13 protein-coding genes are annotated in these 15,698 nt (G+C 76.0%); 4 read left to right on the plus strand and 9 right to left on the minus strand.

The annotated features are described in order from the left end of the window. Positions 1 to 15: 15 nt before the first annotated feature. Complete coding sequence (locus ACFPBZ_RS20810; protein ID WP_378038020.1) at positions 16 to 609, minus strand: hypothetical protein; 594 nt, start codon at positions 607 to 609, stop codon at positions 16 to 18. Between the two features lie 27 nt (positions 610 to 636). Next, positions 637 to 1,134, minus strand: a complete 498-nt coding sequence (locus ACFPBZ_RS20815) for a DUF3145 domain-containing protein (protein ID WP_378038021.1) — start codon at positions 1,132 to 1,134, stop codon at positions 637 to 639. Positions 1,135 to 1,315: 181 nt separating this feature from the next. Between ACFPBZ_RS20815 and ACFPBZ_RS20820 the strand changes: the two genes are divergently transcribed. After that, the gene (locus tag ACFPBZ_RS20820; RefSeq protein WP_378038022.1) at positions 1,316 to 2,620 is read left to right on the plus strand and encodes an MFS transporter; all 1,305 of its coding nucleotides are present in this window, start codon (positions 1,316 to 1,318) and stop codon (positions 2,618 to 2,620) included. A 15-nt stretch (positions 2,621 to 2,635) separates the two neighbouring features. Here the strand turns inward: ACFPBZ_RS20820 and ACFPBZ_RS20825 are convergent, their stop codons facing one another. Further along, positions 2,636 to 2,773 carry a hypothetical protein gene (locus ACFPBZ_RS20825; protein WP_378038023.1) on the minus strand — a complete coding sequence of 46 codons (138 nt, stop codon included), beginning with the start codon at positions 2,771 to 2,773 and terminating at the stop codon, positions 2,636 to 2,638. A 334-nt stretch (positions 2,774 to 3,107) separates the two neighbouring features. Here ACFPBZ_RS20825 and ACFPBZ_RS20830 point away from each other — a divergent pair, with 334 nt between their 5' ends. Further along, positions 3,108 to 4,373, plus strand: coding sequence for a GGDEF domain-containing protein (locus ACFPBZ_RS20830; RefSeq protein WP_378038024.1), 1,266 nt, complete (start codon positions 3,108 to 3,110; stop codon positions 4,371 to 4,373). A gap of 15 nt (positions 4,374 to 4,388) precedes the next feature. Here ACFPBZ_RS20830 and ACFPBZ_RS20835 read toward each other — a convergent pair whose 3' ends face one another. Continuing rightward, positions 4,389 to 5,579, minus strand: a complete 1,191-nt coding sequence (locus tag ACFPBZ_RS20835; protein ID WP_378038025.1) for an acyl-CoA dehydrogenase family protein — start codon at positions 5,577 to 5,579, stop codon at positions 4,389 to 4,391. Beyond that, on the minus strand, positions 5,548 to 6,036 hold the full coding sequence (locus ACFPBZ_RS20840; protein ID WP_378038026.1) for an NUDIX domain-containing protein: 489 nt from the start codon (positions 6,034 to 6,036) through the stop codon (positions 5,548 to 5,550). The genes ACFPBZ_RS20835 and ACFPBZ_RS20840 overlap by 32 nt, the downstream gene beginning before the upstream one ends. Before the next feature lie 52 nt (positions 6,037 to 6,088). On the opposite strand from ACFPBZ_RS20840, the gene ACFPBZ_RS20845 reads away from it, so the two are divergent. Beyond that, positions 6,089 to 7,174, plus strand: a complete 1,086-nt coding sequence (locus ACFPBZ_RS20845) for a carboxylate-amine ligase (RefSeq protein ID WP_378038027.1) — start codon at positions 6,089 to 6,091, stop codon at positions 7,172 to 7,174. Positions 7,175 to 7,184: 10 nt separating this feature from the next. Here ACFPBZ_RS20845 and ACFPBZ_RS20850 read toward each other — a convergent pair whose 3' ends face one another. Next, positions 7,185 to 8,666, minus strand: coding sequence for a DUF2867 domain-containing protein (locus tag ACFPBZ_RS20850; protein ID WP_378038028.1), 1,482 nt, complete (start codon positions 8,664 to 8,666; stop codon positions 7,185 to 7,187). A gap of 21 nt (positions 8,667 to 8,687) precedes the next feature. Further along, the gene (locus tag ACFPBZ_RS20855; RefSeq protein WP_378038029.1) at positions 8,688 to 8,903 is read right to left on the minus strand and encodes a hypothetical protein; all 216 of its coding nucleotides are present in this window, start codon (positions 8,901 to 8,903) and stop codon (positions 8,688 to 8,690) included. A 507-nt stretch (positions 8,904 to 9,410) separates the two neighbouring features. Between ACFPBZ_RS20855 and ACFPBZ_RS20860 the strand changes: the two genes are divergently transcribed. Further along, the gene (locus ACFPBZ_RS20860; RefSeq protein WP_378038030.1) at positions 9,411 to 9,665 is read left to right on the plus strand and encodes a WhiB family transcriptional regulator; all 255 of its coding nucleotides are present in this window, start codon (positions 9,411 to 9,413) and stop codon (positions 9,663 to 9,665) included. Positions 9,666 to 9,763: 98 nt separating this feature from the next. Here ACFPBZ_RS20860 and ACFPBZ_RS20865 read toward each other — a convergent pair whose 3' ends face one another. Then, positions 9,764 to 10,684, minus strand: a complete 921-nt coding sequence (locus tag ACFPBZ_RS20865; RefSeq protein ID WP_378038031.1) for a DUF2188 domain-containing protein — start codon at positions 10,682 to 10,684, stop codon at positions 9,764 to 9,766. 95 nt (positions 10,685 to 10,779) lie between these two features. Next, positions 10,780 to 15,426: a cation-translocating P-type ATPase gene (locus ACFPBZ_RS20870; RefSeq protein WP_378038032.1), complete on the minus strand. Its 4,647-nt coding sequence runs from the start codon at positions 15,424 to 15,426 to the stop codon at positions 10,780 to 10,782. Between the last annotated feature and the right edge of the window lie 272 nt (positions 15,427 to 15,698).

Raw genomic sequence — 15,698 nt, forward strand, 5'->3', positions numbered from 1 at the left:
AGTGCTCACGAGCCGTCAGGCACATGGAGTGCGCAGCGAGCTCCCCGCCATCGGGTCGACCACGCGGAGCTCCCCGCGCTCGGTGACCACGGTGGTCGACACCTGCCAGCAGAGCCGGGCCGCGGGGACGTCGGGCGGCGCGGTGGCGGGGTCCTGGGTGGTGACCCACCCGGTGGGCACCACGTACTCGCCGCCGCCGACGGGGTCGATCCGGCGCAGGATCACCGACCCGACACGCACGCTGCGGTTCCGTTCGGCGAACTGGGCCGAGGACACGGTGGCGGCCGAGGAGGCCGACGAGGTGGCGACCCAGGCCGCGTAGTCGCCGGTGTTGCGGGCGTCGACCTGGCGCTGGACGAGGTCGCGGATCTCGGCGGCGCGGGGGAACTCGGCCGCGGTCGGCGAGAGCGCGACCGTCGGGGACCCGGCCGAGCCGTCCTCGGGCAGGGTCACCCCGGCCAGGGCCGGTCCGGTGTCGCCCAGCGCGCCACGGGCCGTCGCGGCCGCCCGGTCCGCGAGCAGTGCCCCGACGACGCCGAGGCCGACGAGCAGCAGCACCAGCGCCAGCGGGACGAGCACGGCGGGGCGCAGGAGCGCGTGCCGGGTCATGCGGAGCACTCTGCCAGCACGGGCCGATCAGCCGACCTGGTGCAGCCACCCGACGGCGGCACCGTCGCCGGCGTAGCGGTAGGGCTCGAGGGCGTCGTCCCAGCGGCGGCCGAGGAGCTCGTCGACGCGGTGGTGCAGGGCGTCGGGGCCGGTGCGCCGCGCGGCGGCCATGGCCGAGCGCAGCTGGTCCTCGCCGATCACCACGTCGCCGTTGGCGCTGGTGCGCCCGTGCCACAGCCCGAGTCCGGGCACGTGGCTGAAGCGCTCGCCGTCGGTGCCCGGGCTGGGCTCCTCGGTCACCTCGAACCGGAGCATGCCCCAGGCACGGAGGGCGCTCGCCAGGCGCGCTGCAGTACCGACAGGACCGGTCCACGAACACTCGGCCCTCATCTGGCCCGGTGCCGCGCCCTGCACGGACCAGTCCAGTACGACACGGGAGTCCAGGACGCCCGAGATGGCCCACTCGACGTGCGGATTCACCGCAGGCGGCGACGAGTGGACGTAGACCACGCCACGGGTGCTCACTGCTGACCTCCGGGTCGAGACGAGAAGCGTCTTCCCCAACGTCCTCGTGCCCGTTCCGCAAGCGCGGTGTGCAACCGCGGAGGAGTGTGCCCTGTGGGACCCCTGGTACGCCAGTGGCCCCCCACCTTCGGCGTGTCGCGCCCTGGATCACGGCCGCGCGGTCGCTTAGCGTCCACGGACGATGACCGGGGGCGATCACGACGAGGCCGATCACGACGGGGACGGCGCCACCTTCACCGACGCCCTGGCCGTCCCGGCGTTCCGCCGCCTCTGGGTCGGCCAGCTGCTCTCGGTCCTCGGCGACCAGGTCGCCCGCGTCGCCCTGTCGGTGCTGGTCTTCGAGCGCACCTCGTCCGCGGCGCTGACGGCGCTGACCTACGCGCTGACGTTCCTGCCCGACCTCGTCGCCGGCCCGCTGCTCTCCGGCCTGGCCGACCGCTTCCCGCGCCGGACGACGATGGTGGTGACCGACCTGGCGCGCGCGGGCCTCGTCGCGGTGATGGCCGTCCCAGGGATGCCGCTGCCGGCGCTCGTCGTGCTGCTGGTGGCCGTGCAGATGCTCGCCGCGCCGTTCCTCGCCGCCCGGTCGGCGATCCTGCCGCACCTGCTCCCGGGCGACCGGTACGTGGCGGGGGCCGCGGTGATGGGCACGACCTACCAGAGCGCCCAGGTCCTCGGCTTCGCCCTCGGCGGCCCGCTGGTGGCCGCCGTGGGGGTCTCCCCTGCCCTCGCCGCGAACGCCGCCACGTTCGTCGTCTCGGCGGTCGTCCTGCGCCTCGGGGTCCCGGAGCAGCAGGCGCCGCAGGAGCGTCCCGACGACGAGGTGGCCGCGTGGCGCCGCGAGCTCGCGCGGGTCGCGGCGGGGGCCCGGGTGGTGGGCGGGGACCCGCGCCTGCGCTCCCTCATCGGCCTGGCGTGCGTCTCCGCGTTCGTCGTGACCGTCGAGGGCCTCGCCGCCCCGTACGCGGCCGAGCTCGGCGCCGGCACGGCCGCCGTCGGACTCCTGCTCGCGGCGAACCCCCTGGGCCAGGCGCTTGGCATCGTCCTGCTGACCCGGCTCGTCCGGCCCGGGCGGCGACCGCGCCTGCTCGGACCGCTCGCGGTCGCGTCGTGCGTCCCACTGGTCGTCTCGGCCCTCGGCCCGCCGCTGCCCGTGCTGGTGGCGGCGTGGGTGGTCTCGGGGCTCGCCTGCGCCTACCAGGTGCCGGCGAACGCGGCGTTCGTCGCGGCGGTGCCCGACGCGCGGAGGGGCCAGGCCTTCGGGCTGGCCGTGACGGCCCTGCGCGTGACCCAGGGGCTCGGCGTCCTGCTCGCGGGGCTCGTCGCGCAGGGCAGCTCGCCGTCGACGGCGGTCGCGGTCGGCGGGGCCGCGGGGGTCGTGGTCGCGCTGCTGGCCGCCGGCGCGTGGCGGAGGGCACAGGACGGTGCCGAGGGGGCCCGGACACACGACGACCCCGACCCCTCAGAGGGGGTCGGGGCCACGTGACGGCCTCGCGCGAGGTCAGCGCCAGTGGACGTCGCGGTTCCAGTGCGAGTCACGGTTCCAGTGCGAGTCGAAGCTCCGGTTCGAGTCCCGGTTCCAGTGCGAGTCGCGGTTCCAGTGCGAGTCGCGGCGGTTCCAGTGGGAGTCGGGGCGCATCGAGGGCTCCTTCGTTCCGGTGACGACAGCTCTGTCCATCACAGTGAGTGACACTTGAGATCGGACGCTCCGAGAGAAATGCCACGGAGCGCGACCGACGGACGAGATCCATCGTGAACGTTGTGGCTATGGGTCACCAGACGACGACTGGGCGTCAACCATCCAGGTGAGATGCCACGAATGGGGGGCGGTCCGGCCCCGATCCGGGGACGTCGCGGTACGGTTCCGTGGTCGGCGCGTGCGCCGTGCCCTCAGCCCTGCCTGTCCCCGGAGGCAACAGAACGTGACGGACGCGAGCACACGGCCCCCCGGCCGGTCGCCCGCGAAGAGCACCGTGCGTGACGATCGGTCCGGGCTCTCGCCGCGACGCTGGTCCCTGTGGACGCTGCCGCGCCTCCCGCTCGCCTACGTGCTGGTCATCGACCTCGCGGCCGTCGTCGTGATCGTCCTGTCGCTCACCACGGCCCGGTCCGACGAGGGGTGGACCGTGGCCGGCCTGCTGTTCCTCGGCGCCGTGGTGCACGCGGAGGCCGCCCGCCACATCGAACGGATCCGGATCTCCAAGGTCGACCGGCCGTTCATCGACCTCAAGTCGATGTGGACCTTCGCCGGGCTGCTGCTCACCCCGGCGGGGCCGACGCTGGTGCTGGTCTGCGCGACGTTCGCCTACTGGTGGGTCCGCAACGGTCGGCACCATTCCGCGCCCCACAAGTGGATCTTCTCGTGGGCCACGGTGGTGCTCGCGACCGCGGTCGCCGCCCTGCTCGTCCCGCACGTGCAGCTCGACACGCTGCTGCGGGTCGCGGCGGGCCCGTCGGGGCTCGTGCTCATCGCCGCCGCGGCTTGCGTGCGGTGGGCGGTCAACCACGGGCTCGTCGTCGGGATCCTGCTGCTGATGTCGTCGGACCGGGCGCTGCGCCGGCACCTGTCGAGCCCGGCCGACACGCTGCTCGGCCTCGGCGCCCTCGCCCTCGGGGCCACCCTCGCGGTCCTGGCGGCGGCCTCGCCGTGGCTCGTGCCGATCCTGCTCGTCCCCGTGATCATGCTGCACCGGGGCGTGCTCGTGGACCAGTTCCGGCAGGCCGCCCGCACCGACACCAAGACCGGCCTCGCCAACGGCGCCGCGTGGGCCGAGGTCGCGGCCAAGGAGCTGGTCCGGGCCCGGCGCCACGACATCGGCCTGGCCGTGCTCATGGTCGACCTCGACGAGTTCAAGGCCGTCAACGACGCCCACGGCCACCTCGTCGGCGACGAGGTCCTCCGGGCCGTCGCGGCCGCGCTCTCGGCGGGGGTCCGCGCCTACGACGCGGTCGGGCGCTTCGGGGGCGAGGAGTTCGTCGTGCTGCTCTCCGGGGTCGACCCGACGAGCGCCGCCGTGACCGCCGAGCGGCTGCGGGCGCGCATCGGCGAGATCGACATCACCGTGACCGGGCCGGGCGGCAAGGCCTCGCGGGTGCGCGGGCTGACCGCCTCGATCGGCTGCGCCCCCTGCACGCGCCCGGCCAACTCGGTCGACGACCTCACGGCCGCCGCCGACGCCGCGCTCTACGAGGCCAAGCGGGCGGGGCGCGACCGCACGGTCAGCGCCCCGCTCGACTAGCCCGCGGTCGGGGCGTCAGCGGAAGGCCGCGAGCCCCGTCAGCGCCTGGCCGATCGACAGCGTGTGCATCTCCTCGGTGCCCTCGTAGGTCAGCACCGTCTCGAGGTTCGTCATGTGCCGGAACACCGGGTACTCGAGGGTGATCCCGTTGCCGCCGAGGACGGTCCGCGCCGTGCGGGCGACGTCGAGCGCGGCGTGCACGTTGGCCATCTTGCCGAAGCTCACCTGCGCCGGGTGCAGCTCGTGGGCGTCCTTGAGCCGGCCGATCCGCGCGGCGGTCAGCGAGGCCTGGTTGACCGCGACCACCATCTCGGCGAGCTTGCGCTGGGTCAGCTGGAACCCGGCGATCGGCTGCCCGAACTGCTCCCGGTCCATCGCGTAGGACAGCGCCGCCTCGAAGCACGAGCGGGCCGCGCCGACGGCGCCCCAGAGGATGCCGTAGCGGGCCTCGTTGAGGCACGAGAGCGGGCCCTTGAGGCCCGAGACGTCGGGGAACACCGCGTCGGCCGGCAGCCGCACGCCCTCGAGCACGAGCTCGGCGGTCAGCGAGGCACGCAGCGAGAGCTTGTGCTTGACCTCGTTCGCGGTGAAGCCCGGGCTGTCGGTCGGCACGACGAAGCCGCGGATCCCCTTCGAGCCCGCGTCGGGGTCGGTCTGCGCCCACACCACGGCGACGTCGGCGAGGGTGCCGTTGGTGATCCACATCTTGGACCCGTCGAGCACCCAGTCGTCGCCGTCACGGCGCGCCCGCGTGCGCATCGAGCCCGGGTCGGACCCGGCGTCGGCCTCGGTGAGCCCGAAGCAGCCCAGGGCCTCCCCGGTCGCCATCCGCGGCAGCCAGGTCTCCTTGTGCTCCTCGCTGCCCCAGCGGTGGATCGCGAACATCGCGAGCGAGCCCTGGACCGAGACGAACGAGCGCAGTCCGGAGTCGATCGCCTCGAGCTCGCGGCAGGCCAGGCCGTAGGAGGTGGCGTTGGTGCCGGCGCAGCCGTAGCCCTCGAGGTGCATCCCGAGCAGGCCCAGGGCGCCGAGGCCCTTCGCGATGTCGCGCGGCAGGGTGTTCGACTCGTACCACTCGCTGATGCGGGGCGCGAGCTCGGCGGTCGCGTAGTCGCGGACCGCGTCGCGGATGTCGCGCTCCTCCGCGGTCAGCTCGGCGTCGACGGCGAGGAAGTCACCGGGGTCCGGGGGTGCGGTTGCTGCCATGCGACCACGCTAGGCGTTCGGCCCAGTAGGCCGCGAACCCCGGATGGAGCTCCAGCTCCACCACCTCGGCCACGGGCACCCACCGCAGTTCGGTGGCCTCGCCGTCGAGCGGCGCGAGGTCGGGGCGCGGCCCCGCCAGGGTCACCTGCACCGTGGTGTAGCTCCACCCGCCGTGGTCGTCGACCGTGGCGTCCCCGACGACGGCGTCGGCCGGGTCGAGCCCCGTCTCCTCCGCCGCCTCGCGCAGCGCCGTCCGCACCGCGGACTCCGCCGAGTCGCGCGCCCCACCGGGGATGCCCCAGGTGTTGCCGTGGTGGCTCCAGTACACGCGGTGGGCGAGCAGGACGTCGCCGGCGTCGGTCAGCAGCAGCCCGGCCGCGCCGTAGCGGCCCCAGTGCCGGTGCCCCTGCGCGCACCGCACCCACCCGTCACCGCTGGCACCCCGCTCGGTCGCCACCTGCCACCCACCTCCCGCTCGCCCGCTCCCCCGGCTGCGATGATCCCCGCTCATGGACGGTCTGGCGCGCCGGATGGGCGTGGAGGAGGAGCTGCTGCTCGTCGATCCCGACGACGGCCGGCCGCTCGGCCTGGCTCCGGCGGTGCTCCCGCGCGACGAGGAGCTCGACGGCGAGATGCGCTCGGAGCAGGTGGAGACGGGCAGCACCCCGCACCTCGACCCCCACGCGCTCGCCGCCGACCTGCACCAGCGGCGCGCGGCGGCGGCCCGGGCGGCCGCCCAGGAGGGCGCGGCGGTGGCCGCGCTCGCCACCTCGCCGGTCGCGCCGGGAGAGGCCACGTCGGTGGAGGGCCGCTACGGGCGCATCCTCGACCGCTTCGGGGCGGTGGCGACCGCGCAGCTCACCAACGGCCAGCACGTGCACGTGGAGATCGCCTCGCGGGCCGAGGGCGTCGGCGTGCTCGACCGCCTCGGGCCGTGGCTGCCGGTGCTGCGGGCCTTCGCCGCGTCCTCGCCGTTCTGGCGGGGCGTCGACACCGGGCACGCGAGCTACCGGTCGGTGGTGTGGTCGCGGTGGCCGTCGGCGGGGCCGACGCGGGCGTTCGGGTCGGTGGAGGCCTACGACGCGGTGGTGGCGGCGATGATCGCGACCGGCACGGTCCTCGACGACGCGATGGTCTACTTCGACGCCCGGCTCGCGACCGAGTTCCCCACCGTGGAGATCCGCGTGGCGGACGTGTCGCTCACGGTCGACGACGCGGTGGCGGTGGCGCTGCTCGCCCGGGGGCTGGTCACCACGGCCGCGGCCGCCTGGGCCGCCGGGGAGCCGGCGCCCGACCAGCCGGTCGAGGCGCTGCGCCTCGCCCACTGGCGGGCCGCCCGCTCCGGGTGCGTCCCCGGCGACAACCCGGAGGCGGGCGTCCTCGTCCATCCGCGGACCGGCCGGGCGGCCCCGGCGACGGAGGTGCTCGACGCGCTGCTGGAGCACGTCGAGGGGTCCCTGTCCGCCGGCGACCTCCGGACGGTGCGGGACGCCTGCGAGCGGGTGCTCGCGGGGCGGACCGGGGCCGCGGCCCAGCGCGCGGCCTTCGCCGAGGGCGGGCTCACCGGGGTGGTGCGCGCGGCCCGGGTGGAGTAGCCGCCCGGGCTCACCGGGCGGCGGCCCGCAGCGCCCCCCGTGCCATCGGCCCGAACACCAGCGGGGCCCCCACCCGCAGGCCGACCCCGTAGGCGACGCCGGCGATCCCGGAGGGCGCGAAGGCGACCTCGGTGGTCAGCGCGGTCCCGCCGTCGTCGGCGGCCACCAAGAACGTCAGCCACAGCCGCCCGGGCACCTTGAGGTCGGCGCGCAGGCGCAGCCACTCCCCCGGCGCCAGGGCCGACACGCGCCAGCCGTCGATCACGTCGCCCACCACGAGGTCGCGCCCGTGCGGGCGACCGCGGTACCCGCCGACGCCGCCGAGGAGCTGGTCGGCCCACCCGAGAGCGCCGAACACCCCCGGCGGCGCGTACCAGCCGGTGTCGCCGCCGATCCGCTGCACCGCCGCCCACGCGGTCGCGGGCGGGGCCGAGCCGTGCGCGGTGGTCGACCAGCGCCAGGTCGCCCCGCCGGAGCCGACGGGGTCGGACGGGAGGGCGAGGGCCGCCGGGCGGTCGGTGTCGGGTCCCGCCGCGGACGGGTCGCGGTCGGCCTGCTCGACGCCGTCGCGGCGCCGTCCGAGGGCGGCGCGGACGGCGGCGCCGTAGGTCGTCGGGCCGCCCGGGGGCCGGCCCAGCAGCCGCTCCGCGTCGGCGAGCGAGACCGGGTCGCACACGAGCTCGTGGCGCAGCGACTCGATCAGCGGCTCGACCAGGCCCCGCGGCAGGGGCGAGAGCAGCTCCATCGCCATGGCGGCCACGGTCGGCCCCCCGGGTGGGACGGGCAGCGGCAGCGGCACCATGACCCGCTGCGGGAGGCCGGCGATGCGGGCGTAGCGCTGGACGAGGTCGAGGTAGGTCAGGACGTCGGGGCCGCCGACGTCGAACCGGCGGTCGACCTCGGGCGGCAGCAGGGTGGCCCCGACGAGGTGGTGCAGGACGTCGTCGACGGCGATCGGCTGGGTGCGGTGGGCGAGCCACGGGATGCCCGGCAGCACCGGCACGCGCTCGGCGAGGTAGCGGATCATCTCGAAGCTCGCCGAGCCCGACCCGACGACGATCGAGGCCTCGAGGGCGGCGGTCGGGACGTCCGAGGCCAGGAAGATGTCGGCGACCTCGGCCCGCGAGGCCAGGTGCCGGGAGGCCGAGCCCGCGGTCGGCCGCAGGCCGCCGAGGTAGACGATCCGCCCCACGCCCGCGGCGCCCGCCGCGTCGGCCACCGCGTGGGCGGCGGCCCGGTCGCGCTCGGGGAAGTCGGACCGCTCGAGGGCGTGCGCCAGGTGGACGACGACGTCGGCGCCCGCGGTCAGCCGGGCGAGGGCGCCGGGGTCCTCGAGGGACCCCGGGACCACGTCGACCTCGTCGGCCCAGGAGCACAGGGCGAGCTTGCGCGGGGACCGGACGAGCACGGTGACGTCGTCGCCCCGCGCCAGCAGGCGGGGGACGAGGCGGGTCCCGAGGTAGCCGGTGGACCCGATGACGGCGCAGCGCACCGCGTCATCCTGGCAGCAGACCTACCCGCGGACGTTCGGTTTGCCCTCGCGGTCGTAGAAACGCTGGTCGATGCCGATGATGCTGGCCCGGCCCTTGAAGATGCGGACCACCTGCCAGAGGCCGAACACGCCGAGCACCGCGCCGATGACCGGGTAGTGCAGGACGAAGGCCACGAGGGCGCCGGCGCAGATCGCGACGACCACGATGTCGCGCAGCGCCAGGACGATCGCCTTCATGCCCCGCCCCCGCTCACCATCGGTGTCATCGGCATCACCGGTCAGTGTGCACGCCGGCCGGCGCGGATGCACCTACAGTGGTCGACGCGAGACGATCACGTCCGACGAGGTCGATCTGTGGTGCACTTCACAGATTACCGGCCGCCGGGCGGGAGCAGACTCGTTTGCTCGGAACGTTGCACGGATACCCGCGAGGGCCGGGCAGCGCGACGAGCGCGCTGTCGATCCGTGGATGCACCGCCGAGGGGGAGACCTCGCGGCGGGTACCGGATCGGGCTCGTCCGACGTCCGGGATGCCGGGGCTACCAGTGCCCCGCCCGCCCGGGTCGGAACGTCCGGCGACAGCACCCGATCTCGATCGACCCGTCACGGCGTCACACCGGACGCCGGGACACGACGTGTGCGTGCGCCACGACGGGACCACGACACACGTCGCGGCCAGCAACGGCCATCGGGGCGAACCGTCCCAGCACGAGTACACCGAGCCAGGAAAGGACTGCAGGACCCATGGACTGGGAGCGCGCGGCATGCCGCGATCACGACCCCGAACTCTTCTTCCCCGTCGGCACCGAAGGCCCCGCCGCCGAGCAGCTGACCGCCGCGAAGTACATCTGCGGCACCTGCCCGCTGCAGACGGCGTGCCTGCGCTGGGCGCTCGAGACCGGCCAGGAGGCCGGCGTCTGGGGCGGCACCTCCGAGGAGGACCGCCGCGGGATGCGCCGCGCCACGCTCGCCGGACGCCCGGTGCGTGTCGACGCCTGACCGACCCCCACACGACGAAGGCCCCGCCCCCGGGAATCCGGGAGCGGGGCCTTCGTCGTACAGGGCCTCCGTCGTGCAGGGGCCGTCGTCGTGCGGGCTCAGCGGCGCCCGGTGGCCTTGCGCGCCGCGCCGGAGAGCAGCTGGCCCCCGGCGGACACGACGGCGCCGGTGACGCTGAACGCGGTCCGGACGGCGAAGCCCGCGACCTGCCCGGCGATGCGCACCGGGTTGTAGGACGGGGCGGCCGCGGCGGCCTGGCGCGAGGCGTCGTCGATCGCGGCGTCGACCTTGCGTGCCTGGGCCTCGGTGGCGCTGGTGATGGTGCCCGCGAGGTCGTCGCCCACGGTGGTGAGCTCGCCGTCGACGTTCTCGCCGACCCGCGCCGCGCGGTCGGCCCCCTCGACGGCCTTCTCCCCCGCCTCGTCGGCTGCCTGGCCCACCGTCTGCCCCGCGCGCTTCCCGGCGCGGGCGGTGTCCTTCGCGATGCGCTCGCCGGCACGCCCGGTGGTCTCGGCCACCTGCCCGCCGGTGGTCTTCGCGATGGTCGCGGCGTCCTTCGCGGCGGCCTCCGCGGCCTTGCCGTTCGTGGCGGCCTTCGCCTCGTCGGCCACGCCCTTCGCGCCGGCCTCGGCCTGCGCGGTGGCCTTCCTCGCCGAGGACTGGGCGCGGTTCGCGACCTTCTCGCCGGTCGCCTTCGCGTCGGCGGCGACCGTGTCCGCGGTCTGCGAGGCCTTGTCGGCGGCGGCCTTGCCGGTGGCGCGGGCGCCCGAGGCGGTGGCCTTCGCGGCGTTCTTCGGCGCCTCGGCGACGACGTCGGCGCCGGCCTTCACGGTCTGGCTCTCCCGCACCTTGCCGTCGGTGCCGTAGACGACGACCTTGCCGCCGCCGTCCTTGGCCACGATCTCGGTGGCGCGCGAGACGGCCTCCACCTGCGTGGGTGCCTTCGCGCTGGCGCGCTGGGCGCCCTTCTTGAGGACCTGCCAGCCGTCGTCGGTCGGCTTCACGTCGCGGTCGGCCATGGCGGACTCCACTACTCCCTGGGTCGCGTTCGGGTGTCACTCACAGTGTTCCCCTGCCCCCACCAGCACAAACACCGTGAAGTGATCACCGCCACTCACCTGGTCAGCGCAGCGGTGGCCTGCTCCTGCAGCTCGAGGTACCGGCGGGTCGCGTCGTCGCGGACCTCGCCGAGCCGCTCCACCAGACCCGCGAGGGTCGAGCCCTCGGGGGCGACGACGTCGCCGTAGCGGCGCACGAGCTCCGGGCCCACCATCGAGGCCACGGTCGCCGCGGCCGCCGAGCCCGCGGCCTGCCCCCACGCGATCGGGCCCAGCGGCGTGCAGCCGAAGAACTGGCTGACGCCCGGGGTCTGCACCACGGCGAACAGGGCGCCGGCGGAGACCACGCTGGCCCCGACGACGAGCGGGCTGCGGTGCCCGCCGGCCGCCACGGTCTGTCCGAGCTGGGTCCCGACGAGGGCCGCGAGGGCCACCGTCCGGGCCCGGGCCGGGCTGCCGTAGGGCGTGGCCTGCGCCTGGATCCACGCGAGGGTGGCCCCGCCGGCGGTCGCGGCGGCGCGCAGCCCGATCTCGCGGTTGAGCGCGTCGCCGAGCGAGGCCTCCGGACCCTCGGCGAGCAGGGAGCGGGCGTCCCCCGGGGCCGGCGCGCGCACGGCGAGCGCCAGCGAGGGGGCGAGGTCGGTGAGCAGGTTGACCAGCAGCAGCTGGCGCGCGGTCAGCGGGGAGGTCCCGGTGGTCGACGCGCCGAGCACCGTGAACGCGATCTCGCCGATGTTGCCGCCGACGAGCACGCCGAGCGCCTCGCGCACCGACGCCCACATGGCCCGGCCCTCGACGAGCGCCGCGAGGATCGTCTCGAGGCGGTCGTCGGTGACGACGAGGTCGGCGGCGGAGCGGGCGGCGGGCGTGCCGCGGCGCCCCAGGGCGATGCCCACGTCGGCCAGCCGGATGGCCGGCGCGTCGTTGGCGCCGTCGCCGGTCATGGCGACGGTGCGGCCGAGCCGCTGGAACGCCTGGACGGCCCGGACCTTGTGGGCCGGGGTCCCCCGGGCCACCACCCGGACGGTCGGCAGCACCGCGTCGAGGGCGTCGTCGTCGAGCTCGTCCATCTCCTGGCCGGTGATGACGATCCCGCGCGTGGCGTCGCCCGCCGCGGCGTCGGCACCGAGCACGTCGAGCTCCTCGGCGACCGCCTCGGCGGTGCTCGGGTGGTCGCCCGTGATCATGACGACCTGCACGCCCGCGTCGCGCAGGTCGCGGACCGTGGCCTGCGAGCCGGCCCGGACCGGGTCGGTGAAGCCGACGAACCCGACGAAGCTGAGGTCGTCCACGTCCTCGTCGACCACCTCGAGCGGACCCGCGGCGTCGACGTCGGCGTCACCCCAGGCCGCCGAGCGCTCGGCCACGGCCAGCACGCGCATGCCCTGCCCGGCGAGCAGCTCGGTGTGCTCCACGAGGCGCTGGCGCGACTCGTCGTCGAGCGGGGTGCCCGCCCAGTCGGCGCACCGCGCGATGACGACCTCGGGGGCGCCCTTGACCGAGAGGACCTGCTCCTTCGCGCCCTCCTCGGAACGCGCCTCGCCGAGGGTCGCGTGGTAGCCGCGGCTCGGGTCGAAGTCGAGCGAGGCGAGCGGCCACCAGCCGGCCCGCTTGTGCTCGGGCTCGACGTCGAAGGACTGGGCGCCGAACACGACGGCCCGGTCGGTGAGGTGGGCGAGCCGCTCCCCCGGCCGGGGGCGCGGCGTGGCGCGCAGCGCGGCCGCGAGGACGCGGCGCTGGCGCTTGCGCAGCCGGTCGGTGGGCCGCAGCTTGACGCCGTCGGAGATCGCCGAGAGCGCGAGCTTGCCCTCGGTGAGCGTGCCGGTCTTGTCGAAGCACAGGACGTCGACGCGCCCCACCGCCTCGATCGTCTTCGGGTTGCGGACGAGCGCGCCCTCGGCGCTCAGCCGCCGCGCCGACGCCAGCTGGGCGGCCGAGACGATGAACGGCAGGCCCTCGGGCACCGACGCCACGGCGAGCCCGACGCCGGCGTGCAGGTTCTGCTGCATGGGGAAGCCGCGGATCGCGCCCGCGCCCACGACGGCGACCGCCGAGGCCAGCGCCAGCGGGGTGGTCACCTTGGTGATGCCGGACAGGCGCTGGTCGACGCCCGCGACGGGGGCGTTGGCCCGGGCCGCCGCGGTGGAGCGCCCGACCTCGGTGGACGAGCCGGTGGCGACGACCACGGCGCGGCCGCGGCCGGTGGCGACAGTGGTGCCCTCGTAGAGCATCGAGCGGCGGTCGGCGACCGAGCGGGCGATCACCGGGGCCGCCGTCTTGGTCACCGGCAGCGACTCGCCGGTCAGCGAGGACTCGTCGAGCTCGAGGGCGTCGGCGCGCAGCACGCGGCAGTCGGCGGGGACGACGTCGTCGGGACCGAGCTCGACGATGTCGCCGACGACGACGTCGTCGGCCGTCACCGCGGTCGGCTGCCCGTCGCGCAGCACGCGGGCCCGGGTGGACGAGCGTTCCAGCAGCCCGGCGACGGCGCGGTCGGTGACCACCCGCTGCACGCCCCCGATGAGCGCGGAGGCCGCGGTGACCCCGACGACGATGGCCGCGTCGGCCACCGCGCCGATCGCCGCGGAGAGCACCGCGCCGCCGGCGAGCACCGGGGTCAGCGGGTTGTTCAGCTCGTCGATGAAGGCCCGCCCCAGCGAGGGGGTCTCCTCGGCGTCCGCGGCCGGGTCCTCCCGGGTGCGGCGGACCGCCTCGGCGGAGGTGAGGCCGCGCTCGGAGGTGTCGAGGCGGGTGAGGACGGTGTCGGCGGGCATGACGTGCCAGGGCGTGCGGGAGACGCCGGGCACGAGGGTCTTCCGGCCCAGCTCGGAGGCCGACCAGGCCCCGGCGCCGAGCGCCACCCCGGCCGCCCCGTTGACCGCGAGCCCCGCGAGGGAGGCGCTGCGCGGTGCGGTCCCGGCCGTGGCCATCGCCGCCCCGAGGACGGTGCCGGCGCGGGCGAGCGCCACCGACCGGCCCGAGGTCGCCTTCGCGACCTTGACGCCCTCGATGAGCAGCGCGGCCGTCGTCAGGTCGTCGCCGACGAGGACGTGGGCGCCCCACGCGGCGATCCCGTCCCCGCGGGCGACGCCGACCCCGAGGTCGGCGGCGGCCAGGGCGCGGCGGTCGCGCGAGACGACGAGGACGCCGGCGCCCTCGGCCTGCAGCATGCGCACGGCGGCGGCCAGGCCCTCGCCCCCGGGGACCTCGCGGTCGAGCGAGGCGGCGCCGGACGTCGTCGTGTCGGTCCCGACGACCAGCGTCAGGCCGGCCCGGCGGGCGGCCGCGCCCAGGGCCTCGGCGGCGGCCGCGGGCTCGGGCAGGGCGCCGACGACCGCCACCGGCAGGTCGTCGTGGGAGAGCGCGAGCACCACGGTGGCGCCGTCGCCGCGCAGGGTGTCGACGGCCTCGGCGATCACCGGCTCGTCCTCGCGGCCCTCCTCGAGCGGCGCGAGGGACCAGCCGGCGTGGTGGGACACGGCGCGGGTGGCGTCGGCGGGGTCGAACAGCTCGTGCACGAGCGGCGTCAGCGACTCCACACCCACGGGCGTGCCGTCGGGGGCGGTCAGCTCCGGGGCGTCGTCGACCAGCAGCAGGTCGCCGAGCATCAGCGCGCCGGTGGTGAGCGCGGCGGCGTCGAGGACCACGGTGTCGATGCGGTCCATGCGGCGCAGCACCGTCGGCTCGACGACCACCGCGCCGCGCTTGCAGAGCACGCGCCCGAACGTCGTCGCGAAACCCTCGCGGCCCATCCGGCCGGCCTTCGGCAGCGTGGCGATCGCGACGCCGACGGCCCGGCCCGGGCCGGCGAGCAGCGCGGTCGCGCCGAAGCCGCCCAGCGCGGCGGCGCCGACCTGGTCGCCGTGGCGCTCGACGGGGCCGTCGGGGAACGGGACCGGGCGGGCGTCGAGGGTGAGGTCGTCGGCGGCGGTGGCCGACACCTGCTCGGGGGTGGCCATGTACCGCGGCTCGGCGCGGGCGAACGCGTCGGCGGCGGCGCGGGCCTCGGCCACCTGCATGGCCCGGTAGGCGGCGTCGACGAGCAGGCCGGTGGAGCCCTGGCCGAGGCCCTGGCCGGCGGCGTTGGTGAGGGCGAGCAGGACGTCGGCCCGCTGGCGGCCCAGGGCGCGCTCGACGACGGCGCGCAGGCGCGGCTGGTGGTCGACGAACGAGGCGGCGGACGCGTACTGCACGGGCAGCGGGGTGCGCCGCAGCACCGAGCCGATGCCGGCGAACCCGAGGCCGGCGAGGTCGGCCCCGAAGGCGGTCAGCGCCCGGGACACCGCCGTGCTCGAGTGGCCCCCGGCGGGATGGATGTCCCCGAGGCCCTGCTGCTCGGTCTCCTCGAGGACCTCGACGAGGTCGATCAGGTCCTCGGTGACGTCGTCGGGGTCGGCGTCGACGGCGTCGGCCTCGTCGGACAGCGCCACGACCACCACGCCCAGGGCCGCGTTGACGCTCGCCCAGTCGACGGCAGGGTGCGCGGTGAGCGCCTTCTCCACCGCCCGCAGGAGCTCGCTGCCGGCCTCGCGGGACGTCGCCGGGACACCGATGTGCACCCGGCCGTCCCCGCGCCACACCCGGCGGCCGCGGTGGCGCGACGGGTCGAGCGCGTCCACCGCCGCCCGGGCCAGACCGAACGGGTCGGCGAGCCGGGAGATCAGGGAACGCGAGGTCCGGGGGGACTCAGGAGCGGGCTGCATGGGGGTCGGGACTCGTCCTTTCGACAGCGTCGGCGTGACCGGCGGCGGGTCCCCGCCAGGGTGCGGCCGAGGCGGCCGCGGCGGGGGTGCCTCGTCGGGGATTGCTCGACGACGGACCGTCGGACCGCGACCATCGGATGGCCCAGCGTAGTCGACGGACCGGGTACCCGATCGAGCTGCAGTCTACGGAGTGGAACACCGTCGCGACCCGGACGGACGGTGACCGTCGGGTGAACGTCGCCGTCCGTACCCGGCCGTCCGGAGGGGGCCCC

This window comes from Actinomycetospora atypica, assembly GCF_042653685.1.
GTDB classification, from domain to species: domain Bacteria; phylum Actinomycetota; class Actinomycetes; order Mycobacteriales; family Pseudonocardiaceae; genus Actinomycetospora; species Actinomycetospora atypica.

Excerpts from the sequence above, each read along its gene's own strand:
- ACFPBZ_RS20810 (WP_378038020.1), bottom strand. The coding sequence starts at position 609 with ATGACCCGGCACGCGCTCCTGCGCCCCGCCGTGCTCGTCCCGCTGGCG.
- ACFPBZ_RS20820 (WP_378038022.1), top strand. The coding sequence starts at position 1,316 with ATGACCGGGGGCGATCACGACGAGGCCGATCACGACGGGGACGGCGCC.
- ACFPBZ_RS20825 (WP_378038023.1), bottom strand. The coding sequence starts at position 2,773 with ATGCGCCCCGACTCCCACTGGAACCGCCGCGACTCGCACTGGAACCGC.
- ACFPBZ_RS20835 (WP_378038025.1), bottom strand. The coding sequence starts at position 5,579 with ATGGCAGCAACCGCACCCCCGGACCCCGGTGACTTCCTCGCCGTCGAC.
- ACFPBZ_RS20845 (WP_378038027.1), top strand. The coding sequence starts at position 6,089 with ATGGACGGTCTGGCGCGCCGGATGGGCGTGGAGGAGGAGCTGCTGCTC.
- ACFPBZ_RS20855 (WP_378038029.1), bottom strand. The coding sequence starts at position 8,903 with ATGAAGGCGATCGTCCTGGCGCTGCGCGACATCGTGGTCGTCGCGATC.
- ACFPBZ_RS20860 (WP_378038030.1), top strand. The coding sequence starts at position 9,411 with ATGGACTGGGAGCGCGCGGCATGCCGCGATCACGACCCCGAACTCTTC.
- ACFPBZ_RS20865 (WP_378038031.1), bottom strand. The coding sequence starts at position 10,684 with ATGGCCGACCGCGACGTGAAGCCGACCGACGACGGCTGGCAGGTCCTC.
- ACFPBZ_RS20870 (WP_378038032.1), bottom strand. The coding sequence starts at position 15,426 with ATGCAGCCCGCTCCTGAGTCCCCCCGGACCTCGCGTTCCCTGATCTCC.